The organism is Agromyces mariniharenae (assembly GCF_008122505.1).
In the GTDB taxonomy this organism is placed as follows: Bacteria; Actinomycetota; Actinomycetes; order Actinomycetales; family Microbacteriaceae; genus Agromyces; species Agromyces mariniharenae.
Window position 1 is genome coordinate 819,444 of record NZ_VSSB01000002.1, and the last position, 24,557, is coordinate 844,000.

The window sequence follows — 24,557 nt, forward strand, 5'->3', positions numbered from 1 at the left end:
TCGAGCCCGACGCCGCGGCATCCGCCTGCCCGGCGACGTTCGGCCGGGCTCAGCCGGGGCAGCCGGACCTCGTCAGAGGTCGGCGAGCACCGACACCGGACGCTCGATGCAGCGGGCGACGAAGGTGAGGAACCCTGCCGCCTCGGCGCCGTCGCAGACGCGATGGTCGAACGAGAGCGTGAGCTCGGTCACCGTGCGAACGGCCAGCGCGCCGTCGACGACCCACGGCCGCTCGACGAGGCGCCCGATGCCGAGCATGCCCGCCTCGGGGTGGTTGATGATCGCCGCGGAGCCGTCGACGCCGAGCGTGCCGTAGTTGTTCAGCGTGAAGGTGCCGCCGGTGAGCGCCGAGGGCGGGAACGCGCCCGACGCCGCCTCCTCGCTGCGCGCGCCGATCGCGTCGCGCAGCTCGCGCAGCGACATCCGGCCCGCGCCGTGCACCACCGGCACGAGCAGGCCGCGCGGCGTCTGCGCGGCGATGCCGAGGTTCACGTCGCCGTGCAGCACGATCTCGTCGCGCTCGGCGTCGAAGCTCGAGTTGAGCAGTGGATGCCGCGCCAGCCCGGCCACGACGAAGCGCGCCACGAGCGCCGTGACGCCGAAGCGCTCTCCGGTCGCCTCCTGCAGCTGCCGGCGCGCCGCGAGCAGCTCGGTCGCGTCGACGTCCATCCAGACGGTCGCCTCGGGGATCTCGCGGCGCGACCGCGAGAAGTGCGCCGCGGCGGCGCGTCCCATCCGGTCGAGCGGCACGCGGCGGTCGCCGGCGGGCTCGGACGTCGGGGCTGCGGATGCCGCCGGCTCGCGCTCGGGCGTCGCGGGCTGGGTGGCCGTCGTCCCGGGCGCGGCCGTCGTCCTGCCCTCGAGTTCCTGCACGTACGCCTCGACGTCGCGGCGCCTCACGAGGTGGTCGGGGCCGGAACCGTCGAGCTGGCTCGCGTCGAAGCCGTGCTCGCGGGCGATCCGCCGCACGATCGGTGAGACGACGGGGGAGCGGCGTGCGGGGTCCAGGCGCGCGGGCGCCGGCCCGGTCGCGGTGCGGCCGGCGCTGCCGGGCCCGCCCGAGCCACCTGCGCCGCCTGCGACCGTGCCGGCAGGACGCCGACGGCGGCCGAACCGCGTCGGTGCAGCGGCCGAGCGCTTCGTCGCGGTCGTCGCCTTCGTGCCGTAGCCGATGAGCACCGCGCCCGACTCCTCGGAGGCGGCCTCGGTGGGCACGGCGATGCCGGGCTCGGCGGCGACCGGTGCCGGCGCGGCATCCGTCGACGCCTCAGGCGCGGCATCCGATGCGACCTCGGCGCCGACCGGGGCGAGCGTCATGAGCACGTCGCCCGCGTGCAGCACCTGGCCGACCTCGCCGCCGAGCGTCTCGACGACGCCGGCGAACGGCGTGGGCAACTGCACCACGGACTTCGCGGACTCGAGCTCGACGACGGGCTGGTCGATGCCGACCTCGTCGCCCGGCGCGACGAGCCAGGCGACGACCTCGGCCTCGGTGAGGCCCTCGCCGAGGTCGGGGAGGATGAAGTCGCGGCCCATCAGTCGTCCCACTCCCACGTGTCGAGCGCGGCGAGCACGCGGTCGGGCGTCGGCAGGTGGTACTCCTCGAGCTTCGGCGACGGGAACGGGATGTCGAAGCCGGTGATGCGCAGCACGGGCGCCGAGAGCCAGTGGAAATTGCGTTCGGTCACCCGGGCCGCGACCTCGGCGCCGTAGCCGCCGAACTGCGCGGCCTCGTGGATCACGGCGGCCCGCGAGGTCTTGCGTACGGATGCCCCGACGGTCTCGTCGTCGAAGGGGGAGAGGCTGCGCAGGTCGACGACCTCGATCGACAGGTCCTCGGCCGCGGCGGCGTCGGCCGCCTCGAGGGCGGTGCGGACGGTCGGTCCGTAGGCGAGGAGCGTTGCGTCGGTGCCCTCCCGCACCACGACGGCGCGGTCCATCGGCGCGGTGCGCACGGGCAGCGACATCTCGGCCTTCGACCAGTAGCGGCTCTTCGGCTCCATGAACACGACGGGGTCGTCGCTCTCGATCGCCTCGCGCAGCATCGAGTACGCGTCGGCGGGGTTGGAGGGCATCACGACCGTGAGGCCGGGCGTCGACGTCCAGTACGCCTCCGAGGAGTCGGAGTGGTGCTCGACGCCGCCGATCGCGCCGGCGCAGGGGATGCGCACGACCATGGGCAGTGTCATCCGGCCCTTCGTGCGGTTCCGCATCTTCGCGACGTGCGAGACCATCTGCTCGAACGCGGGATAGCTGAACGCGTCGAACTGCATCTCGACGACCGGCCGCATGCCGTACATGGCCATGCCCACCGCGGTGCCGACGATGCCGGACTCGGCCAGCGGCGAGTCCCAGATGCGGTCCTCGCCGAAGCGCTCCTGGAGGCCGTCGGTGACGCGGAACACGCCGCCGAGCGGACCGACGTCCTCGCCGTAGACGACGACGCGGTCGTCGGCCTCCATGGCGTCGCGGAGCGCGGCGTTGAGCGCGCCGGCCATCGTGAGCTGCGTGGGCGCGGATGCCTCGGGGGCGTCGGGCTTGGTCGACGTCGCGGTCATCGGGCGGCTCCGGCGTGGTCGGCGGCGTGCATCGCGGCGTCGGCGAGCTCGGCCTCGAGGCGGGCACGCTGCTCGAGGAGCGAAGCGCGCTCCCGGTCGTACACGTGGTCGAACAGCTCGAGCGGGTCGAGCTCGGCCTCGGCGGTCATGACCTCGCGCGTGTGCGCGGCGACCGCCTCTGCGGCATCCGCGATCTCGGCACGTGCCGCCTCGCTCAGCGCGCCCTCGGAGACGAGGTACTTCTCGAGGCGCTCGATCGGATCGCGGCGCTTCCAGTGCTCGACGTCGCGGGAGTGGCGGTAGCGCGTCGGGTCGTCGGAGTTCGTGTGCGCCTCGATCCGGTAGGTGAGGCCCTCGATGAGGGTCGGTCCGCCACCGGCGCGGGCGCGCTCGACCGCGGCGTGCGTCACCGCGTACATGGCCGCGACGTCGTTGCCGTCGACGTGGTAGCCGGGCATGCCGTAGCCGACGGCCTTGTCGGCGAGGGTGACGGCGCGCGTCTGCCGCGACACCGGCGTCGAGATGGCGAAGCCGTTGTTCTGGATCAGGAAGACGGTCGGCGTCTGCCAGACCGCCGCGAAGTTGAACGCCTCGTGCGCATCGCCCTCGCTCGTGGCGCCGTCGCCGAGGTACGTCATCGTCACGATCGGGTCCTGCCGAAGCCGGGCGGCGTGCGCGAGCCCCACCGCGTGCAGCGCCTGCGTCGCGAGCGGCGTCGCCTGCGAGGCCGTGCGGTGGGCGTGCTGGTCGTAGCCGTTGTGCCAGTCGCCGCGGAAGGAGGCGAGGATGCCGCCGGGCTCGATCCCGCGGGTCAGCAGCGCGATGCTGTCGCGGTAGGTCGGGAAGAACCAGTCGCGCGCCTCGATCGCCGAGATGGCACCGATCTCGCAGGCCTCCTGGCCGTACGCGGAGGGGTAGGTGGCCAGGCGTCCCTGCTTCGTGAGGGCGGTGACCTGCACGTCGAATCGGCGTGCGACGACCATGCGCCGATACAGCTCGACGAGCGTCTCGACGTCGGGCAGCTCGAAGCCGCCGGCGGCCGCGCCGTGCACCGCGTGGCCGGCGTTGTCGAGCAGCCGGATCGGTTTCTCGGACGGGAGGGCGCGGACGCTGTGGTGCTCGACATTGAGGCTCATACGGCCATGGTGCGCCCATCGCGAGGCGCTCGCTGGGCGTCCCGGACAAGCGTGAACGAACGGCACTGCCAGCGTGAAACGGTTGCCGTTCGTCCGCCGAGACGGGGCTCAGGTGCGCCAGATGTCCAGGGTCTGCGCGGGCGGATGTCCGTCGAGTTCGGCGAGGATCAGGTGCGACCGCGTGGACACCACGCCCGGCATGTCGTGGATGTCGCGGAGGATCGCCTGGCTGAGCTGCTCGTGGTCGGGCGCGCTCACCGTGAGCATGATGTCGATGTCGCCCGACACGGCCTGCACCTTCTCGACGAAGGGGAGGGTGGCGAGCTTCGCGGCGATCTGCTCCCACGACACCTCGCCGATGCGCACGACGACGAGCGCGGAGATGTTCAGGCCGATCGCCTTGCGGTCGATCTGCGCGCCGAAGCCCGTGATCACGCCGCGCTTCTGCAGCTGCTGCACGCGGTTGTGGGCGGCCGTGCGGGAGATGTGCACGCGCTCCGCGAGCGTGCGGACGGAGAGACGACCGTCCCGGCTGAGCTCCGCGACGATGCGCCGATCGATGCTGTCGAGCGGCTCGTTCCGGTGCGGTGCTGGCTGGGTCATCGTCGTCCTCGGTGCTCAAGCCCAGCGTAGCGGCTGCGACGCCTCGTGCGACGGAGGGATGCGCGCATCGGGGCGTGCCTCACGGCCCGGGGGAGCAGCGGCCAGACGGCGCCGATGCCGCGGATCCACCCGTTCGCGACGCGCTCCGCGCGCGGCGTCCAGCGGAAGCCGTAGGCCTCGCGGACGGGCGCCGGCAGGAGCGCTGCAGTGAGGAGCCGGACGGGGGCGAGCAGCGGCGTCGCGCCGACCGGAAAGCCGGCCTGCCGCGACAGCAGCGCGCGTGCGACCGCCCGGGCCTCATCGCCCACCGCCAGCCGCTCGGCGCGATCGGCCCACCAGGCGTCGAACTCGGCTCGCGTCTCGGGCCAGCCCTCGCGCGTCGCCTGGAGGCGGTGGCCCACGGCGGCGTACCCGCGCACGATCGCGTCGCCCGTCGCCTCGTCGACCGGACCCCAGAGCCGTTCCCGCAGCTCGAGCGCCACCGCCGCGAGCGTCGAGGCCACCCAGCGCTGCGCATCCGCGTCGAACGCGCTGTAGGCCGGGCGCCCGTCGCCGGCGGCGGCGCGCACGGGCACGTGCGCCGCGTTGACCGCCCGCACCGCGGCACGCATCGTCTCCTCGTCGCCGAAGCCGATCGCGTAGATGTAGTCGAGGGTGCCGAAGAGCCGATCGAGCGGGCGCGTGCGGAAGTCGCTGTGCCGCACCACGCCGTGGGCGATCCGGGGATCGGCCAGCTGCAGGAGGAGGGCGGCGCCACCGCCGAGCAGCAGCACGCCCTCCGCGCCGTGGCGGCGGAACACCTCGAGCTCGTCCTGGTCGCGCATCCGTACCAGTCTGGACTGCGCGGGCGGGCGTCTCGTACCGACCGGCCGGTCAGTACCAGTTGACCGCTTCGGAATGCGCCCATGCGGCGCACGGCGAGCCGTAGCGGGCGTCGATGTAACCGAGGCCCCAGTTGATCTGCGTGGCCGCGTTCGTGCGCCAGTCGGCTCCGGCGCTCGCCATCTTGCTGCCGGGCAGCGACTGGGGGATGCCGTAGGCGCCGCTCGAGGCGTTGTAGGCGTTCGCGCGCCAGCCCGACTCCCGCGTCCAGAGCAGGTCGAGGCACCGGAACTGGTCCGAGCCCCAGCCGTATGCCGCCATGCGGCTCGCGGCGTACGCCTTCGCCGCCGCCCGGTCGACGACCACGCCCGGCGGTGGCGGCCCGCTGCTGCCGCCGCCCGACGCCCCGGCCGCTGCGGCGGCGGCAGCCGCGGCCGCACGGGCGGCCTGCTCCTGGGCGACCTGCTCGCCGATCCGGTACTGCCGCTCGAGCTCGACCGTGCGGTCGCGCAGGCTCGCGAGCTGGGCGTAGAGCGTATCGAGCACGGCCTGCTGCTCGACCACGCGCGCCTCTGCCGCCTCATGCGCCGCCTCCGCCTCTGCGGCGGCCGCCTCGGCCTCCGCGGCGAGTCGCGTCCGCTCGGACTCCGCGACGTCCGCCTGCTCGCTCAACGCCGCGGCATCCGCTCGCGTGGCCTTCGCCTGTGCGGCGACCCCGCCGTAGAGGTCGGCGAGCTGCGCGGCGCGGGAGAGCCCCATGAGCAGGTCGGACGCGCTGCCGTCGTCGAAGAAGAGCCGCAGTCCCACGTCCGCGCCGCCCGAGCGGGCGAGCACCGCGCTCACGCGTCCGAGGCGGGCGGCGGATGCCTCGGCCTCGGCCGTGGCGGCGTCGGCCGCCGCGCGCAGGGTCGTCGCCCGCGTCTCCGCGGCGGCGCGCGCCGACTCGGCTGCAGCGGATGCCGCGGCGGCCTCGACGGCGGCGTCGCCGAGGCGCCCGGCCTCGGCCTCGAGCTCGTCGACGAACGCGGTGATCCGCGTCGCCTCGGCCTCGCGGGTCGTCACGTCGGCCTTCGCGGCCTGGACCTCGTCCCAGGTCGGATAGTCCTCGGCGGCGGCCGGCACGGTGGGCAGGGCGAGCATGGCGAGCACCACCGCGATGCCCGCGACCGCCTTCCCTCCGATTCGCACAGGACCCCCTCCGAGCCCCGCGAGTCTACCCACGAGCCCGCTCGGCGGACGTTCGGACACGCAGCGTACACTCGGGCCGGTGCGAACGACGAGAACGACGATCCTGCCGCTGCTGGCCGTGGCCGTGCTCGCCGGTACCGCCGCCTGCGTCGCCCCCGCCCCCGCCGCGCGGACACCGGAGACGGCCGCGCCGTCGCGGTCCGTCGATCCCGTCGGCGACTGGGTCGACGAGCGGATGTCGCAGCTGACCACCGAGCAGAAGGCGGCCGCGCTGCTCATGCTGCACGCCCCGGGCGTCGATCCCGCGCCGCTGCGCGCCTACGTCGACAAGGGCGTGTCGGGGCTCATCCTCATGGGCGACAACATGCCAGCAACCCCGCCCGAGCTGGCCGCGCTGACGGCGTCGGTGCAGGCCGATCCCGAGGCGCCCGCGCTCATCGGGATCGACGAGGAGGGCGGCGAGGTGCAGCGACTGCCCTGGGACGGCCAGCCCGGCGCGGACGTGCTCCGCAACGAGCCGCCCGCGGCATCCGAGGACGCGTTCGCCGCCCGCGCCACGGCCCTCGCCGATGCGGGCGTCTCGGTGAACTTCGGGATCGTCGCCGACGTCACGCCCGACCCCGAGTCGTTCATCGCGGGTCGCATCCTCGGGACCGACCCGAGGGCTGCCGCCGATCGCGTGGCCGCGGCCGTGACGGGTGAGCGTCACGTCGTGGAGAGCACGCTCAAGCACTTCCCGGGCCATGGCGCCGCTCCCGGCGACTCGCACACGAGCATCCCGACCGCGCCGCTCACGATGGACGAGTGGCGCGCCGGACCGGCCGTCCCGTTCGAGGCGGGCATCGACGCCGGCGCCGAGCTCGTGATGACGGGTCACCTGGCGTACCCGGCGATCGACCAGGCGCCGGCGTCGCTCTCGCCGGAGTGGCACCGGATCCTGCGCGACGAGCTGGGCTTCGACGGCGTCGTCGTGAGCGACGACATGCTCATGCTCCAGCGCAACGACCTGCCCGAGTACGCCGATCCGGGCGAGAACGCCGTGCGCGCGGTCGCCGCGGGATGCGACCTGCTCCTCTACGTCCTGCCCGCCGATCCGGCGGAGGTCGGCGTCTCGGTCGACGGCCTCGTCGGGTCGCTCACGGGCGCGGTCGAGTCGGGCCGCCTCAGTGAAGAGCGCCTCGATGACGCGGTCGAGCGGGTGCTCACGCTCCGTCGCACGATCGCCGTCGAGGAGGCGGATTCCGGATCCGGGGAATAGACGCGACATATCAATGCGTTCGTATCGAGTGTGGCCGATCCGGCCGCACGAACCGAACACGGAGAACAACGCACTATGACGAGCACCGCCACGATCGAGATCCCCGGCTACCGAGTGGGCACCTGGAAGGTCGACACCGCGCACAGCGAGGTCGGCTTCAGCATCCGCCACCTCATGATCAGCAAGGTGAAGGGCAAGTTCGAGCGCTTCGACGCCACCTTCGTCACGGCCGAGAACCCCCTCGACTCCCAGGTGACCGCGTCCGCCGAGGTCGCGTCGATCACGACGAACGAGCCGAACCGCGACGCGCACCTGCGCACCGGCGACTTCTTCGAGGCGGAGACCCACCCGACGATCGACTTCGTGTCGACCGGCGTGCGCGTCGAGGGCGGCGACTTCAAGGTGGACGGCGACCTCACCATGCGCGGCATCACCAAGCCCGTCACCTTCGACTTCGACTTCGGCGGCTTCGGCGGCGACCCCTACGGCAACTACAAGGGCGGCGCCACCGCGAAGGCCGTCGTGAACCGCGAGGACTTCGGCCTCACCTACAACGCGGCGCTCGAGACCGGCGGCGTGCTCCTCGGCGACCAGGTCACCATCACGCTCGAGCTCCAGGCTGCACTCGAGCAGTAGTCCGACGCGTGCGAACGGGCGGTGCCGGCACTCGGCGCCGCCCGTTCGGCGTTCGGGGGAGTGCGGGACCGACCGGGTCAGGCCGTCGTGACCGCGTCGAGACGCTCGCCGGTGAAGCGCGCCCACCTCGCGAGGGCCGAGCGATATCGCGCGGGCTCGAGGTCGCCGTCGAAGCCGTGCAGGGCAACGGATGCCCCGCCTCGCGCCCGCGCGACCTTCCACAGCCCCTCGACCGCACCGCCGGCGACGAGGATCGGCTGGAACACGCCGTTGCCGCCCGGCACCACGCGGCCGGCGTGGAGCGGCTCGCAGACCGGCGCGCGGTCGCGGTAGCCGAGGAAGTACTCGTCGAACGCGGCGAGCGCGTGTCGACCGGCCGCCCGCGGCGCCGCGGCGTCGGGATCGGCCGCCCAGCCGGCGTCGGCGACCACGACCCGCTCGGCGTCGAACGCGACGACTGCGTCGCCCGCGGCCGCGAGGGCCGTTCGCGCATCGCCGAGCGTCAGCCCGGCCCACCACGCGAAGTCCTGCACCGTGACAGGGCCGTGCCCGGCGACGTACGACGTGAACAGGCCCGCGAGGATCTCGTCGCGCTCGGGCAGGGCGCCCTGCTGCGGCGCCCAGTCGTCGAGCAGGACGAAGCGCTGGGTGCGGCCATCGACGGGTCCGCAGCAGATCACGGCCTCGAGCGCGAGCCACCAGATCAGGTGGTAGCCGCGCTGACCGGCGGTCGAGATGCCGGCGTCCTCCCATGCGGCGGTCAGCTGCTCGCGGGACATCGCACCGTCGGCGAGGACGCGCTCGGCCACCGCGCGAGCCCGCAGGTAGGTCTCGTCGTCGAGCTCGAGCGTGCGGTGCGTCAGCGCCGCCCGTCGCAGCTCGCGGGGCCCGGTGATCCACAGGATCGGTCGGAGCTGCTCGGTGGGGAGGATGTGCAGCGTGCCCCGCATCGGCCAGGAGCGCACCACGTCGCGCGACTCGAGCGCCGCGTCGACGTCGGCGGCGACGGAGCCCGGGACCCGTGCGCCGAGCACCCACTTCGCCGCGACGAAGTCCTGCGCCTGTACGGCGCCCAGGCGCCGCACGGCATCGGTGATCGACGGCAGCCCGTCGCGGAGTCCGTGCGCGGCGAGGCGGGCCGCCCGCAGGCGGGCCGTGCTGGCGGGCTTCGGCATGCCTCGAGTCTGGCGGATGCCGGCGACATCCGCTCGGCTGGTCGTCCGCCCGCCCGCCGACCGTCGGGGCGCGCTACCGATCGGCTTGGGGCGGCCACCCATGCCATCCGCGATAGACTGGGCGGCTGTGCCGCTCGGCACGTCGCCCACCACCCGTTCCGCCCGGAGGATCCCCGTGCTCGCCGTCCATGATCTCGAGATCCGCATCGGCGCGCGCGTGCTCATGGAGCACGTGGACTTCCGCGTGTCCTCGGGCGACAAGGTCGGCCTCGTCGGCCGCAACGGCGCCGGCAAGACCACGCTCACGAAGACGCTCGCGGGCGAGACCCTGCCGACCGGCGGGCGCATCGACCGCTCGGGCGAGATCGGCTACCTGCCGCAGGATCCGCGTTCGGGCGATCCCGACATGCTCGCGCGGACACGCATCCTCGACGCGCGCGGGCTCGGCTCCCTCGTGCTCGGCATGCACGAGGCATCCGTGCAGATGGGCAGCGACGACCCGGCGGTCGCCGAGCGCGCGATGAAGAAGTACGGCAACCTCACCGACCGCTTCACGGCACTCGGGGGCTACGCCGCCGAGGCCGAGGCCGCGTCGATCGCGTCGAACCTCAACCTGCCCGACCGCATCCTCGATCAGCCGCTGAAGACCCTGTCGGGCGGACAGCGCCGCCGCATCGAGCTCGCCCGGATCCTCTTCTCGGACGCCGAGACGATGATCCTCGACGAGCCCACGAACCACCTCGACGCCGACTCGGTCGTCTGGCTCCGCGAGTTCCTGAAGGGCTACAAGGGCGGCGTCATCGTGATCAGCCACGATGTCGAGCTCGTCGGCGAGGTCGTGAACCGGGTGTTCTACCTCGACGCGAACCGCTCGGTCATCGACATCTACAACATGGGCTGGAAGCACTACCTGCGCCAGCGCGCGGCCGACGAGGAGCGCCGCAAGAAGGAGCGCGCCAACGCCGAGAAGAAGGCCGGCGTGCTGCAGATGCAGGCGGCGAAGTTCGGCGCGAAGGCCTCCAAGGCGGCCGCGGCGCACCAGATGGTGGCGCGCGCCGAGAAGCTCCTCGCCGGGCTCGAGGAGGTGCGCTCGGTCGACCGCGTGGCAAAGCTCCGCTTCCCGACGCCGGCGCCCTGCGGTCGCACGCCGCTCACCGCGAGCGACCTCTCGAAGAGCTACGGCTCGCTGGAGATCTTCACCGCGGTCGACCTCGCGATCGACCGCGGCTCGAAGGTCGTCATCATCGGGCTCAACGGCGCGGGCAAGACGACCCTGCTCCGCATCCTCGCCGGCGTCGACGACCCCGACACGGGCGTCATCGAGCCCGGACACGGCCTGCGTGTCGGCTACTACGCGCAGGAGCACGAGACGCTCGACGTGAAGCGCACCGTGCTGCAGAACATGGTCAGCGCGTCGCCGAACCTCACCGAGACCGAGGCGCGCAAGGTGCTGGGCTCCTTCCTCTTCACGGGCGACGACGTGCACAAGCCCGCCGGCGTGCTCTCGGGCGGCGAGAAGACCCGCCTGGCGCTCGCGATGATCGTCGTGTCGGGTGCGAACGTGCTGCTGCTGGACGAGCCGACGAACAACCTCGACCCCGCGAGCCGCGAGGAGATCCTCGACGCGCTCGCGCACTACGAGGGCTCGGTCGTGCTCGTCAGCCACGACCCCGGCGCGGTGGAGGCGCTCAACCCCGAGCGCGTGCTCATCATGCCCGACGGCACCGAGGACCACTGGTCGCGGGAGTACCAGGAGCTCATCGAGCTGGCGTGAGGTCAGCGCGGCGCGGATCGACGCGCTTCCTCACGCTTCATCACCGCCGGTCGAGCACCTCGTCCTCGAGGTCGGCGTCGGCGTCCTTCCGCTCGCGCTTGGGCCGTCGCGGCGCCCGCACCGGGGTGCCCGATGCCGGCTCGCCGGGCGCCCTCGCGGCATCCGTCGTCGTACCCGAGGCGGCGGATGCCTCGGCGAGCCCCTTGCGCTCCTGGTTCGCCGCCCACGCCAGCCCGGCGAACCCGAGCAGCGCGAACACGAACCACTGCAGCGCATAGGAGAGGTGCGGGCCCTCGTCGCGCACCGGACGCGCGGCCGCGAGGGGCGGCTCGGCGGCGTCCTCGCCGCGCTGCACGAGCAGGCCGTACGCGCCCGTGTAGGTCTCGCCACCGACGCGCTCCGCGAGCTCGTCGAGGTCGATCGTGGCGAGCTCGTTCCCCGTCGACGTGCGCCCGGCGATCCGGCCCTCGCCGGCCTTCAGGCGCGCCTCGACGTCGACGCTCCCGGTCGGCGGCGCCGCGTACTCGCTCGGCCGGCCGTCGGAGTCCTGGGCGATCCAGCCCCGGTTCACCATGAACACGGCGCCGTCGTCGAGGCGGAACGGCGTGATCACCTCGAAGCCCGAGCTGCCCTCGAACGGGCGGTTGCGCACCACGACCTCCTCGGCGGCGAGGAACTCGCCCGAGAGGGCGACGACCTGCCAGCGCTGGTCCGCGTCGAATCCGGCAGGATCGGGCAGGGCCTCGGCCACCGGGACCGCCTCGGCGTCGTAGTTGGCGTCGATCCGGGCGACCTCGGCGAGCGCCTCGGCCCGGCGGTTGAGCTGCCACGCGCCGAGCGCGCTGCACGCGATCGCGAACACGATCACGAGCGCCAGGTAGCCCGCCCACCGCGACGACCTGAGGAACGTCCATTCGCTCACGGCTCGGTCCCCGCTGCGGCATCCGTCACCGGGTCGAAGGCCGCGACCCGCACTGGGAAGGACCGCGCCTCGAGGAACCCGCGGAGGTACTCCACGTGCTCGTCGCACGCGAGCCAGGTCTTCCACCGGTCGCCGGTGTGGATACGCGGGTTCTGCCAGTCGATGCGCCAGGTCGCGGGCTCACGGCACGCGGCGCGCGAGCAGACGTCCTGGGCGGGTTCCGCCCCGATGCCGCCGATCACGCGGCACCGCGCTCGTCGCCGTCGCGATCGGATGCCGCCGGCCCCGCGTCGTCTGCCGGCGTCGGGTCGGCCTCGGGTTCGGCCGCGTCGGGTGCCGGCGCGTCGGCAGCAGGCGAACCCCACGGGCCCGCCTCGGCTGCCCCGTCCTCCGGGCGGGCGTCGCCGTCGGGCGGCGTCCCGACCGGGACGATGCTGCCGGGCCGCAGCACCTCGTCGTTGCGCGATGGACCGCTCACGTTGGCGAGCACGACCGCGACGTAGGGGAGGAACACCGCACCGGCGGCGAACACGACGAGCCACCACCCCTGCGCGAACAGCATGCAGAAGATGCACGCGACGCGGATGGACATCGCGATCGTGTACTTGATCATGCGCGAGCGCCGCTCCGCTTCGGGCGAGGGCGGCAGCGTGGTGATCGACTGCTGCTTCATGCTGGTCGCCGTGGGTCTCGCGGCGCCCTCCTCATACCCCAAGCCTACGTCCGTCAGGGCGCCTCGGATGCCCCGATCGGGAGCCTCTATGCTGGGACGGGCCGATCGGCCGGGGCGTCGCCCCTTCGCAGCAGGGCATCGCCCGACCGCACAGAACGGAGTCCAGCATGACGACGAGCCGTACCGTCCTCGTGACCGGTGGCAACCGGGGGATCGGCTACGCGATCGCCCAGGAGTTCCTCGCCGAGGGCCACCGGGTCGCGGTCACGGCCCGCTCGGGCGAGGGCCCCGAGGGCGCGCTCACGGTGCGGGCCGACGTCACGGATGCCGCGTCGGTCGACCAGGCGTTCAGTGAGGTCGAGGCGGCCCTCGGTCCCATCGAGGTGGTCGTCGCGAACGCCGGCATCACGCGCGACACGCTGCTGCTGCGCATGACCGAGGACGAGTTCACGAGCGTCATCGACACGAACCTCACGGGCGCGTTCCGCGTGATCAAGCGCGCGTCGAAGGGCATGCTCAAGGCGCGGTTCGGGCGCATCGTGCTCATCTCGAGCGTCGTCGGGCTCTACGGCTCGCCCGGACAGGTCAACTACGCGGCGTCGAAGGCCGCCCTCGTGGGCATGGCGCGCTCGCTCACGCGCGAGCTCGGCGCCCGCAACATCACGACGAATGTCGTGGCGCCCGGCTTCATCCAGACCGACATGACCGACGAGCTGTCCGACGCCCAGCAGGCCGACTACCAGAAGACCATCCCGATGGGGCGCTTCGCGACCCCGGTCGAGGTCGCGAAGGTCGTCACCTGGCTCGCCGGCGACGACGCGGGCTACATCTCGGGCGCCGTCATCCCCGTCGACGGCGGCCTGGGCATGGGGCACTAGCGGCCGGCGCTCCCGGCGTGATCGCCCCGTCCGTCGGTTCGTGACGACTCAGCGGTCGATGCGCACCACCGAGTACTCGGTGTCGGGCGTCGGCGGCGTGCCGAAGCGCGCATTCGGGAGGAAGAGGCTCTTCCCGAACCGGGCGACCGTCGTCGGCACCTGGAAGTCGGGATCGGTGATCCGATCGACCACGGTGCCGCTCGTGCCGTCGGGGCTGAGCTGCACGACCGCGACGGTGTTCAGCTGGTTCTGCACCACGTAGAGCGTGTTCCCGACGACGAGCAGTCCGTCGCCGGCCGCCAGCGTCTCCCCACCGAGGTCGACCGCCGTCGCCTCACCCGTGGCCGGATCGACGCGGAAGAGCGTCGCGGTCGCCGACTGGATGACGAGCAGCGCCTGGTGGTCGGGCGTCTCGGCGATGCCGTTCGCGTTGAATCCCCCCTGCTGCACCCAGTCGCCCGTGAGCGGCAGCGTCACGACGTCGGAGGCGTCGGAGAGCGCGCCGGCCGGGCCGAGCGGCACGAAGTAGAGCTCGCCGGCGAAGCTGTTCGTGAACCACGCGCCGTCGCGGGTCAGCACGACGTCGTTGATGAAGGCGGGTCCGGTCGTCAGCTGGTAGGTCTCCAGCACGTCACCGGTGGTCGCGTCGACGACGCGCGCCGTGCCCGTGGGTCCGCCGGCGATGAAGAGCCGCCCGCGCTGGTCGACCTTGAGGCCGACCGAGGGCGTGCCGGGGCCCTGGAGTGTCGTGATCTCGTCGCCCGTGCGGAGGTCGAACACGTAGACGTCGCCGTCGGCGAGCGAGCCGACGTAGGCGGTGGGACCGTTGCCGATCGCGATGCCCTCGGGCTGGAACCCGTCGGGGAGGGCGATGAGGTCCTCGACCGTTCCGCCGCCCGGCGGAGCGGCTGCCTGTGCGGTGCCGACCGCGCCGACGGCGAAGAGTCCGGTCAGCGCGGCGGCGGCGAACGTACGTGCGACGATGCGACCGGACATGGGCACAGGCTACGTCCGATCCGGCGCCGCCGTCGGGGTTCGGAGGAAGCTCCCAGCCCGCCGCAGATTCGCTCTCGCGACCGGGTCAGCCGCGCAGGCCGAGGAGGGGCAGCACCGCGCTGAGGTCGGGTGCGTCGATCGCGACATCCGCCTGCCGGCGCACGACCGGCTTCGCACAGAAGGCGACCCCCAGGCGAGCCCGGCCGAGCATCTGCAGGTCGTTGGCGCCGTCGCCCACGGCGACCGTGCGCTCGAGCGGGATGCCGCTCGCCGCCGCCCACTCCTCGAGCGCCGCGGCCTTGCCGGCCGCATCGACGACAGCGCCGTCGACCCGCCCCGAGAGGCGGCCGTCGACCACCTCCAGGCGGTTCGCGCGGCAGAAGTCGAGACCTAGCCGCTCGGCGAGCGGATCGAGCAGCTCGTGGAACCCGCCCGAGACGACGCCGACCCGGCCGTCGATGGCGTGCACCCGCTCGATGAGCTCCTCGACGCCCGCCGTCGGCGTCATCCGGGCGCGGGCGCGCTCGAACTCGGCGACGTCCAGTCCGGCGAGCGTCGCGACGCGCTCGCGCAGGCTCTCGGCGAAGTCGAGCTCGCCGCGCATCGCGCGCTCGGTGACCTCGGTGACGAGCTCGAGGCTGCCCGCGGCATCCGCCAGCAGCTCGATCGCCTCCTCGCGGATGAGCGTGGAGTCGGCGTCGAGCACGACGAGGGGGCCGCTCGCGCGGCCGGCCGCCGTGCCCGTCACGCCGTGACCCGGACCCGTGAGCCCTTGCCGACGACCGTGATGCCGCTGTCGGTCACGATGAAGCCGCGCGCCAGGTCTTCGGCGCGGTCGACGCCGATGTGCGCACCGGCCTCGACGACGACCTCCTTGTCGAGGATGGCCCGCTGCACGGTCGCGCCCGCCTCGATGCGGGCGCGGTCGAACAGGATCGAGTCGGCGACGTGCGCGCCGGAGCCCACGATCGCCCACGGACCGAGCACGCTGCGCTCGACGTGGGCGCCCGAGATGACGGATCCGAGCGACACGATCGAGTCGATGACCGTGCCGAGCGAGCCGCGGGCGTCGCGCGTGAACTTCGCGGGCGGCGAGTTGAGCTGCTGGCTGAAGATCGGCCACTCGCGGTTGTAGAGGTTGAAGACGGGCAGCACCGAGATGAGGTCCTGGTGCGCCTCGAAGAACGAGTCGATCGTCCCCACGTCGCGCCAGTAGTAGCGGTCGCGGTCGGTGGAGCCGGGGACGTCGTTGCGCTTGAGGTCGTACACGCCCGCCGCGCCCTGCGCGACGAAGGCGGGGATGATGTCGCCGCCCATGTCGTGGCTCGAGTCGGTGCGCTCCCCGTCGCGGAGCACGGCGTCGATGAGCGCGTCGGCGTCGAAGACGTAGTTGCCCATCGAGGCGAGCACCTCGTTGGGGGCGTCGGGCAGTCCGACGGGCTCCTTCGGCTTCTCGAGGAAGCGATGGATGCGGTCGGGGTGCTCCTTGTCGACCTCGATGACGCCGAACTGGTCGGCGAGCGAGATGGGCTGGCGGATCGCCGCGACCGTCGCCGCCTGGCCCGACTGGATGTGCGCGTCGATCATCTGGCTGAAGTCCATGCGGTAGACGTGGTCGGCGCCGACGACGACGATGATGTCGGGCTGCTCGTCGTAGATGAGGTTGAGGCTCTGCAGGATCGCGTCGGCCGACCCCGAGAACCAGCGCTTGCCGAGGCGCTGCTGCGCGGGCACCGAGGCCACGTAGGAGTTCAGCAGCCCGTTCATGCGCCACGTCTGCGAGATGTGGCGGTCGAGGCTGTGCGACTTGTACTGCGTCAGCACCACGATCTGCCTCAGGCCGGAGTTGAGCAGGTTCGACAGGGCGAAGTCGATGAGCCGGTACTGTCCCCCGAACGGGACCGCGGGCTTGGCCCGGTCCTCCGTGAGGGGCATGAGCCGCTTGCCCTCGCCGCCGGCGAGCACGATGCCGAATACCTTGCGCGTGGCCATGGACCCCAGCGTAGTCAGACGCCGTGCGATTTCGGGGGTCGATGTCGGCCCATGTCGGATGCCGCATCCGCTGCGCTACCGTTGCAGCATGCGTGTCGACCTGCTCACCCGCGAGTATCCGCCCGAGGTCTACGGAGGAGCGGGGGTGCATGTCGCAGAGCTCGTCAGGGCGCTCCGCCGCGACCTCGACGTGGTCGTCCGCTGCTTCGGCGCGCCACGCGACGAACCGGGCACGATCGGCTACGGCACACCCGCCGAGTTCGACGGCCGCAACCCCGCGCTCGGCACGATGGGCGTCGACCTGCTGATGGCCGGGGATGCCGCGGGCGCCGACCTCGTGCACTCGCACACCTGGTACGCCAACTTCGCCGGCTTCACGGCCAAGCGCCTGCACGACATCCCGCACGTCGTCACCGCGCACAGCCTCGAGCCGCTCCGTCCGTGGAAGGCCGAGCAGCTCGGCGGCGGCTACCGCCTCTCCTCGTGGGTCGAGCGCAGCGCGTTCGAGGACGCCGACGCCGTGATCGCCGTGAGCGACGGCATGCGCCGCGACATCCTGCGCGCGTACCCCGCCATCGACCCCGAGCGCGTCGAGGTCGTCTACAACGGCATCGACCTCACCGACTGGAAGCCGAACCACGACGCCGACCTCGCACGGTCGCTGGGGCTCGACCCCGACCGCCCGTCGGTCATCTTCGTCGGCCGCATCACGCGGCAGAAGGGCCTGCCGTACCTGCTGCGCGCGGCGCGGCTGCTGCCCGCCGACGTGCAGCTCGTGCTGTGCGCGGGCGCACCCGACACCGAGGAGATCATGGCCGAGGTCACGGGCCTCGTCGAGGAGCTCAGCGCCGAGCGCGGCGGCGTCGTGTGGATCGACCGGCACCTCCCGCGGCCCGAGCTCACGGCGCTCCTGACCGCGGCGACCACGTTCGTCTGCCCCTCGGTGTACGAGCCGCTCGGCATCGTGAACCTCGAGGCGATGGCGTGCGGCGCGCCCGTCGTGGGCACGGCGACCGGCGGCATCCCCGAGGTCGTCGACGACGGCGTCACGGGCGTGCTCGTGCCGATCGAGCAGGTCGACGACGGCACCGGAACCCCGCTCGACCCCGACGCGTTCGTCGCCGACCTCGCCGCGGCGCTGACCCGCGTGGTGAGCGATCCGGCCACGGCGAACGCGATGGGGGCGGCCGGTCGCCGGCGCGCTGAGGAGCACTTCGCGTGGGGCGCGATCGCCGCCCGCACGCGCGAGCTCTACGCACGGGTCCTCGGGAGTTGAGCCACCGCCACGGGGCGTCGTCGAGGACTGCGCGCGGACCGGAGGGCCCTTCCGGTCCCGATAGCATGGTGGGCATGGCGAGTACGGTGCTGCAGTTCCACGACGTGTCGGTCATCCGAGACGGGAATCCGATCCTCGACTCGGTGACGTGGAGCGTCGACTCCGACCAGCGCTGGGTCATCCTCGGTCCGAACGGAGCGGGCAAGACCACCCTGCTGCAGATCGCGGCCGCAGCGATGCACCCGAGCAAGGGCACGGCCGACGTGCTCCAGGAGGCGCTCGGCAAGGTCGACGTCTTCGAGCTGCGCCCCATGATCGGGTTCGCGTCCACCGCGATGGCGCGCAAGATCCCCAAGAACGAGACCGTGCTCGACGTGGTGCTCACCGCCGCCTACTCGGTCACCGGACGCTGGAACGAGGAGTACGAGGAGATCGACCTCCGTCGCGCGCAGCGCGTGCTCACCGAGTGGGGCCTCGAGGGCTTCGCCGAGCGCCGCTTCGGCAGCCTCTCCGACGGCGAGCAGAAGCGCGTGCAGATCGCCCGCTCGGTGATGACCGATCCCGAGCTGCTGTTGCTCGACGAGCCCGCCGCGAGCCTCGACCTCGGCGCGCGCGAGGAGCTCGTCGGCCTGCTCGGCGGCTACGCCTCGTCGCCGTCGTCGCCCGCGATCGTCATGGTCACCCACCACGTCGAGGAGATCCCGCAGGGCTTCACCCACGCGCTGCTGCTCTCCGGCGGAAAGGTCGTGACCGCCGGCCCGCTGACCGAGGCGCTCACGTCCGAGAGCCTCAGCGACACGTTCGGGCTGTCGATCGACCTCTCCGAGGCCGACGGGCGGTTCGCTGCGCGCGCCGCCTGACGTGCGGTCGCGTCGACTCTGCTAGACTCGATAGCTGGCCCGAGGGCCATCATGCTTTCCCTGCGCCCAGCGCGCGGGATTCCCCGTCACATCCGATCAACAAGGAAGTCTCCATGAAGACCGACATCCACCCCGAATACAACGCCGTCGTCTTCCGCGACCTCGCCTCGGGCGCCACGTTCCTCACCCGCTCGACCGCGACGAGCGACAAGACCATCGAGCTCGACGGCGTCACCTACCCCGTCATCGACGTCGAGATCTCGTCGGAGTCGCACCCGTTCTACACGGGCAAGCAGCGCATCATGGACTCGGCCGGCCGCGTCGAGAAGTTCAACCAGCGCTTCAAGAACTTCGGCAAGTAATCCTGCCGATCCGAAGGGCGGGCGACTCCGGTCGTCCGCCCTTCGGCGTGCCCGGCGACGGTCTCGCGGCACGGCTCGACGGGATCAGGTGCCATCCTCGGAGTCCTGCGACGGGGTCCAGTAGCCGATCAGGGCGTTGCGCCGACGCTGCCGATCGGCCGCCCACTCGGCGCGGATCCGATCGAGCTCGGCGGCGTCGAGGGCGAGCACCAGGCCGTCGAAGTCGGGCGGCGCGTCGACCGGCTCCGATCGGGCGATCGCCTCGACGTCGAGGCGCTGCGTCCAGCGCGTGTCGGTGAGCGACTCCCATGCCGCCGCGGCGGTGGGGGGCCAGACGCTCCGTGCGTCGCGGAGGATGGCCGCCGCGTCCTGTCGCAGGTTCGCGGCCAGGAACAGGCAGGCGGTGCACGCGGGCGCGGCCTCGGTCTGGGCGGTCTCCGCGTCGAACTCCTCGGGCGTCGGTGGGCGGAGCTCCGCGGGGCGACTGCTCCGATCGCACAGCGAGCGACCGTCGAGGAGCCAGACGTGCCGCTGGATCGGCTCGGAATCCGTCATGCCCGGAGCCTACGACCTCACGGCTCGGGAGCAACGGCCTTGCGGACGCACCACGCCGTGTGCTGCGACAGATGCAGGAAGATTCTGCCGACACGCGGCGCGGACTTCGGCGGCACGCCGCACCTCCGCCAGTTCTTCCTGCATGCGACCTTGGCGAATGCTCCGAGATCGCGCAGACGAGCCTCAGAAGAGCATGTCGTCGGAGCCGGGCGGCAGGGGCGCCTCGACGGCTGCCGGTGGCGCCACGACCGAAGCAGGGGCGCCGACGACGAGCACCGCGGTCGCGCGTCGCACGGGCCAGGCGCCCGAGGTCGTGAATGCGGGCTCGCCGTTCGCCCGCCGGTAGGCCTGGTAGCTCTCGGCCTGCTCGCGGCACCAGTCGACCTGCCGGTCGTGCAGGTCGCCCACGGCGAGCGCCGCCAGCTCGGGGAACGCGCGCGCGATCGCCTGCGCCACCCGGCCGGCGGCGACGGCGTCGGCGCCGGCATCGTGGGCGTCGAGCAGCGGCACTCCGTAATGCGCGGCAGCGGCCGTGAGCGTGCGCTTGCCACGTCGGTAGCGGTCGACGGCCTTGTCGATGACGAGGGGATCGACGACGGGACCCGGTCCGGGGAGCGGCGCGTGCCCGTAGCGCTCGGCCTCGCGCTCGAGCACGGTGAGGTCGTAGGCGGCGTTGTAGGCGACGATCGGCAGGCCGCGGCTCGCGGCATCCGTCAACGCGGCGATGATCTCGGCGACGGCGCTGACGGCCGACTGGCCCTCGAGGCGGGCGCGCTCGGTCGTGACGCCGTGGATGAGCGATGCGGCGGTGGGGATCTCGACGCCCGGATCGACGAGCCACTCCTGCTGCTCGAGCACCGCGCCGTCGGCGCCGATGACACCGACGTGGGCCGTCACGATGCGGCACGTGTCGACGTCGATGCCGGTGGTCTCGAGGTCGAAGACGGCGAGGGTATCGGCCCAGCGGGCGCTGCTCGAGGCATCCATGGTGGAAGGCTATGGGCGGCCACCCACAGACCCGGGGGAGCGCGCCGCGTGTGTCGCGAGCACTGTGGAGCCGGGGCGATCGCCCAGCCCCCGCGCCGTAGAATGTGCGGAATGATCGCCTCCCCGTACGACGAGCAGCTCGCTCGCATCCCCGTCAGCGAGCATCGCGTCGACGTCGACGGCACCGAGACCGCGTGGTGGGAGTACGGCCCGGCGGATGCCCCGGTGCTCGTGCTCGTGCACGGCTTCCGCGGCGACCACCACGGCCTCGAGCCCGTCGTCGCGCAGCTGCCGGGGTTCCGGTTCATCTCGCCCGACCTGCCCGGATTCGGCGAGTCGGCGACGTTCGCCGACCGGCCGCACGACATCGACGCCTACGCGGACTGGCTCGCGGCGTTCATCGACGCAGTGGGCATCACGGGCCCGTACGCCCTGCTCGGCCACTCGTTCGGATCGATCATCTCGTCCGCGGCGGTCGCGCGCGGACTGCGGCCCGAGCGGCTGGTGCTCGTCAACCCGATCGGCGCGCCCGCGCTCGAGGGCCCGCGCGCGATCATGACCCGCCTCGCCGTGGGCTACTACCGCACCGCGGCCGCGCTGCCCGAGAAGGCCGGCTTCGCGCTGCTGCGCAACGGCGCGATCGTGCGGGTCATGAGCGTCACCATGGCGAAGACGCGCTCCAAGTCGCTCCGACGCTGGATCCACGACCAGCACGACCGCTACTTCTCCGCGTTCGGCGACCGCGACGCCGTGCTCGAGGCATTCCGCGCGTCGGTCAGCCACGACGTGAGCGAGTACGCGCACGACATCGACGTGCCGACGCTGCTCGTCGCGGCCGAGCGCGACGACGTCACGCCGATCGAGGCGCAGCACCGGCTCGCGACCCTGTTCCCCGACGCGACGCTCGAGGTCATCCCCGAGGTGGGGCACCTGATCCACTACGAGACGCCGGGCGATGCCGCGGGGCGCATCCTGCGGTTCCTCCGCTCGGGAGCACGCGCGTGAGGATCGTCGTCGACTGCCGCTACGTGCGCATCGGGCACCACGACGGCATCAGCCGCTTCACGGCGGGCATCGTGACCGAGCTCGCGAAGCGGCATCCGCTCACCATGCTCATCAGCGACCACCGCCAGCTCGACCTGCTGCCGTCCCTGCCGTGGCAGCTCGTGACCTCGCCGACGAGCCCGCGCGAGCCGTTCGTGGCGCGGCAGGTGAAGCAGCTGCGGCCCGACATCGTCTTCACGCCGATGCAGACCATGGGCTCGTGGGGCCGGAACTACAAGCTCCTGCTGACGCTGCACGACCTCATCTACTACGAGAACCGCACGCCGCCGCGCGACCTGCCCTGGTTCGTGCGCATCCTCTGGCGGCTGTACCACCTCGCCTGGTGGCCCCAGCGGATGCTGCTGAACCGCGCCGACGCGGTCGTCACCGTGTCGCAGACCACCGCCGGCCTCATCCGCGAGCACCACCTCACCGATCGCCCCGTCACGGTGGTGTCGAACGCCGCCGACGACCTCGGAACGCCGGCGCTGCCGCGCGCGCGACCGGAGGGCAACCGGCTCGTGTACATGGGCTCCTACATGCCCTACAAGAACGTCGACACGCTCGTGCGCGCGGTGGCCGCCCTGCCCGACCACGAGCTGCACCTCGCCAGTCGCATCGGCCGCGCCGAGCGCGAGCGGCTGACCCGGCTCGCACCGCAGGCGCGCCTCGTGTTCCACGACGGCGTCACCGATGCCGAGTACGCGCAGCTCCTGTCGGGCGCGACGGCGCTCGTGCACGCGTCCCGCGCCGAGGGCTTCGGCATCCCGCTCGTCGAGGCGATGCGCCTCGGCACGCCCGTGGTCGTGAGCGACATCCCGATCTTCCGCGAGATCGGCGGTGACGCCGCCCTCTACTTCGATCCCGACAACCCCGAGGCGCTCGTCGCCGCGCTGTGGTCGCTCGGGCGGCCGGGGGAGTGGGAGCACCGCTCCGCGGCATCCGTCGACGTCGCCGCACGCTTCACCTGGGCGAGGTCGGCCGAGCAGCTGCTCGAGCTCATGCGCCGCACGGTGGCGCCGGGGACGCGTCGGCGTCGCGACGGCCGTCGGCGCTGACGCCGGGGCAGCCGCGGCAGGCCCGCAGGCGTCAGCCGAGCAGCGCGTCGGCCATGGCGACGAGGGTCTCGCTCGTGCCGGCGTCGATCTTCACGGCGGCGCGGCTGTCGCCCTTCGTGATGCCGCGGTTGACGACGATGATCGGCATGCGGCGCCGACGCGCGAGCTCGAGGAGCCGCACACCCGAGTTCACGACGAGCGACGAGCCCGCGACGAGCAGCGTGTCGGCGGCCTGCACGAGCGACGCGGCCGCCTGGTAGGTGTCGGCGGGCACGAACTCGCCGAAGAACACGACGTCGGGCTTCAGGATGCCGCCGCAGACCGTGCACGCGGGGATGACCATCGCGTCGACGTCGTCGACCTCGACGTCGCCGTCGGGCGCCATGCGGATCGCCACGTCGAGGTCGGTCGCGGGATTCAGCTCGGAGAGCCGGTCGGCGATGGCCTGGCGGGCGTAGTGCTGCCCGCAGGTGAGGCAGAGCACGCGGTCCATGCCGCCGTGCAGCTCGACGACGTGCCGGCTGCCGGCGCGGCGGTGCAGGCCGTCGACGTTCTGGGTCACGATGCCGGGCACGACGCCGCCCGCCTCCAGCTCGGCGAGGGCCAGGTGCCCGGTGTTCGGCCGTGCTGCGCCGAAGTTGCGCCAGCCGAGGTGGCTGCCGGCCCAGTAGCGCTTGCGCGCGGCCTCCGAGGAGAGGAACGCCTGGAACGTCATCGGCGTGCGAACGGGAGCGCCCTCGCCGCGGTAGTCGGGGATGCCGGAGTCGGTGGACACGCCCGCGCCCGTGAGCACCGCGACCCGCGCGCCGCGCATCAGCCCGACGGCCGCATCGAGCAGCTCGTCGGTCAGCATCGGGGCTTCCAGGCCAGGCACCAGCGTGTCTCCCTTCGACGGTGGTCCGATTCTAGACGCGTCGGTTTTCGGGATTGTTTCGGGCGCTGGCAGGCTGGAGGGGAGGAGGACCATGCACATCGAACGCGTCCGCGACGCGGCATCCGACGCCGTGGCCGATTACGCGGGACTCACCGACGTGGCGCTGCGCAGCGCCCACGAGCCCGCCAACGGCCTCTACATCGCCGAGTCCGCGAAGGTCATCCGCCGCGCCATCGGCGCCGGGCACCGTCCGCGCTCGGTGCTCATGGAGGAGAAGTGGCTGCCGGGGCTCGAGGAGGTGCTCGAGCCGTTCGACATCCCCGTGCACCTCGCCGAGCCCGAGCAGCTCGAGGCGATCACCGGGTACCGCGTGCATCGCGGCGCCCTCGCCGCGTTCGAGCGCCCGCCGATGCCCGACCCGGGCGAGCTCCTCGCGAGCGCGCGACGGGTCGTCGTGCTCGAGGACATCGTCGACCATACGAACGTCGGCGCGATCTTCCGCTCGGTCGCCGCCCTCGGCGCCGACGCCGTGCTCGTGACGCCCCGCTGCGCCGACCCGCTCTACCGGCGGAGCGTGCGGGTCAGCATGGGCACGGTGTTCCAGGTGCCGTGGACCCGGCTGCCCGAGTGGCCAGAGGCGGCCCGGATGCTGCACGCCCACGGGTTCTCGATCGCGGCACTCGCACTCGCCGACGACGCCGTGTCGCTCCGGAACCTCGCGACGGACGCGCCCGACCGGCTCGCGCTCGTGTTCGGCGCGGAGGGCGACGGGCTCAGCCCCCGGGCGCTGGACGCGGCCGACCGCATCGTGACGATCCCGATGACGCACGGCGTGGACTCGCTCAACGTCGCGGCGGCTGCGGCCGTGGTGCTCTACGCGCTCGCGGTCGACTGAGTGGTCGGCGCCGCGGTCGACGCCGGTGCGACCCG

The 24,557-nt window shown here is 72.7% G+C and carries 26 protein-coding genes; 10 read left to right on the forward strand and 16 right to left on the reverse strand.

Annotated elements, in window-relative coordinates; all coding sequences use genetic code 11:
• Nucleotides 1-72: 72 nt before the first annotated feature.
• From FYC51_RS17105 to FYC51_RS19475, 6 genes are all read right to left on the reverse strand, one after another.
• Nucleotides 73-1,536: a dihydrolipoamide acetyltransferase family protein gene (locus tag FYC51_RS17105; protein WP_148734960.1), complete on the reverse strand. Its 1,464-nt coding sequence runs from the start codon at nucleotides 1,534-1,536 to the stop codon at nucleotides 73-75.
• Nucleotides 1,536-2,558: an alpha-ketoacid dehydrogenase subunit beta gene (locus FYC51_RS17110; RefSeq protein WP_148734961.1), complete on the reverse strand. Its 1,023-nt coding sequence runs from the start codon at nucleotides 2,556-2,558 to the stop codon at nucleotides 1,536-1,538. The genes FYC51_RS17105 and FYC51_RS17110 overlap by 1 nt, the downstream gene beginning before the upstream one ends.
• Nucleotides 2,555-3,694: a pyruvate dehydrogenase (acetyl-transferring) E1 component subunit alpha gene (gene pdhA, locus FYC51_RS17115; protein WP_148734962.1), complete on the reverse strand. Its 1,140-nt coding sequence runs from the start codon at nucleotides 3,692-3,694 to the stop codon at nucleotides 2,555-2,557. Before pdhA ends, FYC51_RS17110 begins: the two co-directional genes overlap by 4 nt.
• Nucleotides 3,695-3,802: 108 nt before the next feature.
• Entirely contained in the window at nucleotides 3,803-4,297 is a 495-nt protein-coding gene (locus FYC51_RS17120; protein WP_148734963.1) for an Lrp/AsnC family transcriptional regulator, read from the reverse strand.
• The gene (locus tag FYC51_RS17125; RefSeq protein ID WP_148734964.1) at nucleotides 4,294-5,121 is read right to left on the reverse strand and encodes an oxygenase MpaB family protein; all 828 of its coding nucleotides are present in this window, start codon (nucleotides 5,119-5,121) and stop codon (nucleotides 4,294-4,296) included. Before FYC51_RS17125 ends, FYC51_RS17120 begins: the two co-directional genes overlap by 4 nt.
• A gap of 49 nt (nucleotides 5,122-5,170) precedes the next feature.
• Complete coding sequence (locus FYC51_RS19475) at nucleotides 5,171-6,307, reverse strand: aggregation-promoting factor C-terminal-like domain-containing protein (RefSeq protein WP_222863298.1); 1,137 nt, start codon at nucleotides 6,305-6,307, stop codon at nucleotides 5,171-5,173.
• Nucleotides 6,308-6,386: 79 nt separating this feature from the next.
• On the opposite strand from FYC51_RS19475, the gene FYC51_RS17135 reads away from it, so the two are divergent.
• Nucleotides 6,387-7,565: a glycoside hydrolase family 3 N-terminal domain-containing protein gene (locus FYC51_RS17135; protein ID WP_238476433.1), complete on the forward strand. Its 1,179-nt coding sequence runs from the start codon at nucleotides 6,387-6,389 to the stop codon at nucleotides 7,563-7,565.
• A 75-nt stretch (nucleotides 7,566-7,640) separates the two neighbouring features.
• Nucleotides 7,641-8,201: a YceI family protein gene (locus FYC51_RS17140; RefSeq protein ID WP_148734965.1), complete on the forward strand. Its 561-nt coding sequence runs from the start codon at nucleotides 7,641-7,643 to the stop codon at nucleotides 8,199-8,201.
• A gap of 77 nt (nucleotides 8,202-8,278) precedes the next feature.
• Here FYC51_RS17140 and FYC51_RS17145 read toward each other — a convergent pair whose 3' ends face one another.
• Entirely contained in the window at nucleotides 8,279-9,376 is a 1,098-nt protein-coding gene (locus FYC51_RS17145) for a winged helix DNA-binding domain-containing protein (RefSeq protein WP_187432708.1), read from the reverse strand.
• Nucleotides 9,377-9,551: 175 nt separating this feature from the next.
• Between FYC51_RS17145 and FYC51_RS17150 the strand changes: the two genes are divergently transcribed.
• Complete coding sequence (locus tag FYC51_RS17150; RefSeq protein WP_148734967.1) at nucleotides 9,552-11,150, forward strand: ABC-F family ATP-binding cassette domain-containing protein; 1,599 nt, start codon at nucleotides 9,552-9,554, stop codon at nucleotides 11,148-11,150.
• Between the two features lie 40 nt (nucleotides 11,151-11,190).
• Here FYC51_RS17150 and FYC51_RS17155 read toward each other — a convergent pair whose 3' ends face one another.
• From FYC51_RS17155 to FYC51_RS17165, 3 genes are read right to left on the reverse strand one after another with little or no spacing between them, the layout of a single operon-like run.
• Nucleotides 11,191-12,072, reverse strand: a complete 882-nt coding sequence (locus FYC51_RS17155) for an SURF1 family cytochrome oxidase biogenesis protein (protein ID WP_187432709.1) — start codon at nucleotides 12,070-12,072, stop codon at nucleotides 11,191-11,193.
• The gene (locus FYC51_RS17160) at nucleotides 12,069-12,314 is read right to left on the reverse strand and encodes a hypothetical protein (protein WP_420797255.1); all 246 of its coding nucleotides are present in this window, start codon (nucleotides 12,312-12,314) and stop codon (nucleotides 12,069-12,071) included. The genes FYC51_RS17155 and FYC51_RS17160 overlap by 4 nt, the downstream gene beginning before the upstream one ends.
• The gene (locus FYC51_RS17165; protein WP_148734969.1) at nucleotides 12,311-12,745 is read right to left on the reverse strand and encodes a DUF3099 domain-containing protein; all 435 of its coding nucleotides are present in this window, start codon (nucleotides 12,743-12,745) and stop codon (nucleotides 12,311-12,313) included. The genes FYC51_RS17160 and FYC51_RS17165 overlap by 4 nt, the downstream gene beginning before the upstream one ends.
• Before the next feature lie 167 nt (nucleotides 12,746-12,912).
• Between FYC51_RS17165 and fabG the strand changes: the two genes are divergently transcribed.
• The gene (fabG, locus tag FYC51_RS17170; protein WP_148734970.1) at nucleotides 12,913-13,623 is read left to right on the forward strand and encodes a 3-oxoacyl-ACP reductase FabG; all 711 of its coding nucleotides are present in this window, start codon (nucleotides 12,913-12,915) and stop codon (nucleotides 13,621-13,623) included.
• Between the two features lie 48 nt (nucleotides 13,624-13,671).
• On the opposite strand, the gene FYC51_RS17175 is transcribed toward fabG, so the two are convergent.
• The 3 genes from FYC51_RS17175 to glgC form a co-directional block, all read right to left on the reverse strand.
• Nucleotides 13,672-14,619: an SMP-30/gluconolactonase/LRE family protein gene (locus FYC51_RS17175; RefSeq protein WP_148734971.1), complete on the reverse strand. Its 948-nt coding sequence runs from the start codon at nucleotides 14,617-14,619 to the stop codon at nucleotides 13,672-13,674.
• A gap of 85 nt (nucleotides 14,620-14,704) precedes the next feature.
• Nucleotides 14,705-15,367, reverse strand: coding sequence for a phosphoserine phosphatase SerB (gene serB, locus FYC51_RS17180; protein ID WP_238476434.1), 663 nt, complete (start codon nucleotides 15,365-15,367; stop codon nucleotides 14,705-14,707).
• Complete coding sequence (gene glgC, locus FYC51_RS17185; RefSeq protein ID WP_148734972.1) at nucleotides 15,364-16,611, reverse strand: glucose-1-phosphate adenylyltransferase; 1,248 nt, start codon at nucleotides 16,609-16,611, stop codon at nucleotides 15,364-15,366. Before glgC ends, serB begins: the two co-directional genes overlap by 4 nt.
• Before the next feature lie 88 nt (nucleotides 16,612-16,699).
• On the opposite strand from glgC, the gene glgA reads away from it, so the two are divergent.
• The 3 genes from glgA (at nucleotide 16,700) to FYC51_RS17200 (ending at nucleotide 19,109) form a co-directional block, all read left to right on the forward strand.
• Nucleotides 16,700-17,887: a glycogen synthase gene (glgA, locus tag FYC51_RS17190; protein ID WP_148734973.1), complete on the forward strand. Its 1,188-nt coding sequence runs from the start codon at nucleotides 16,700-16,702 to the stop codon at nucleotides 17,885-17,887.
• A 74-nt stretch (nucleotides 17,888-17,961) separates the two neighbouring features.
• Complete coding sequence (locus FYC51_RS17195) at nucleotides 17,962-18,747, forward strand: ABC transporter ATP-binding protein (RefSeq protein ID WP_148734974.1); 786 nt, start codon at nucleotides 17,962-17,964, stop codon at nucleotides 18,745-18,747.
• A 113-nt stretch (nucleotides 18,748-18,860) separates the two neighbouring features.
• Nucleotides 18,861-19,109 carry a type B 50S ribosomal protein L31 gene (locus tag FYC51_RS17200; RefSeq protein ID WP_148734975.1) on the forward strand — a complete coding sequence of 83 codons (249 nt, stop codon included), beginning with the start codon at nucleotides 18,861-18,863 and terminating at the stop codon, nucleotides 19,107-19,109.
• Between the two features lie 84 nt (nucleotides 19,110-19,193).
• Here the strand turns inward: FYC51_RS17200 and FYC51_RS17205 are convergent, their stop codons facing one another.
• Together FYC51_RS17205 and FYC51_RS17210 are read right to left on the reverse strand one after the other, a co-directional pair.
• Nucleotides 19,194-19,664, reverse strand: a complete 471-nt coding sequence (locus FYC51_RS17205) for a hypothetical protein (protein WP_148734976.1) — start codon at nucleotides 19,662-19,664, stop codon at nucleotides 19,194-19,196.
• A 183-nt stretch (nucleotides 19,665-19,847) separates the two neighbouring features.
• Nucleotides 19,848-20,651 (reverse strand): exonuclease domain-containing protein, encoded by an 804-nt coding sequence (locus tag FYC51_RS17210; protein WP_148734977.1) that lies wholly within the window; start codon nucleotides 20,649-20,651, stop codon nucleotides 19,848-19,850.
• A 111-nt stretch (nucleotides 20,652-20,762) separates the two neighbouring features.
• On the opposite strand from FYC51_RS17210, the gene FYC51_RS17215 reads away from it, so the two are divergent.
• Together FYC51_RS17215 and FYC51_RS17220 are read left to right on the forward strand one after the other, a co-directional pair.
• On the forward strand, nucleotides 20,763-21,656 hold the full coding sequence (locus tag FYC51_RS17215) for an alpha/beta fold hydrolase (RefSeq protein ID WP_148734978.1): 894 nt from the start codon (nucleotides 20,763-20,765) through the stop codon (nucleotides 21,654-21,656).
• Nucleotides 21,653-22,753 carry a glycosyltransferase family 4 protein gene (locus FYC51_RS17220; protein ID WP_148734979.1) on the forward strand — a complete coding sequence of 367 codons (1,101 nt, stop codon included), beginning with the start codon at nucleotides 21,653-21,655 and terminating at the stop codon, nucleotides 22,751-22,753. Before FYC51_RS17215 ends, FYC51_RS17220 begins: the two co-directional genes overlap by 4 nt.
• 31 nt (nucleotides 22,754-22,784) lie before the next feature.
• Here the strand turns inward: FYC51_RS17220 and FYC51_RS17225 are convergent, their stop codons facing one another.
• The gene (locus FYC51_RS17225; RefSeq protein WP_148734980.1) at nucleotides 22,785-23,606 is read right to left on the reverse strand and encodes an NAD-dependent protein deacetylase; all 822 of its coding nucleotides are present in this window, start codon (nucleotides 23,604-23,606) and stop codon (nucleotides 22,785-22,787) included.
• Nucleotides 23,607-23,718: 112 nt separating this feature from the next.
• Here FYC51_RS17225 and FYC51_RS17230 point away from each other — a divergent pair, with 112 nt between their 5' ends.
• On the forward strand, nucleotides 23,719-24,522 hold the full coding sequence (locus FYC51_RS17230; protein ID WP_148734981.1) for a TrmH family RNA methyltransferase: 804 nt from the start codon (nucleotides 23,719-23,721) through the stop codon (nucleotides 24,520-24,522).
• The last annotated feature ends 35 nt before the right edge of the window (nucleotides 24,523-24,557 follow it).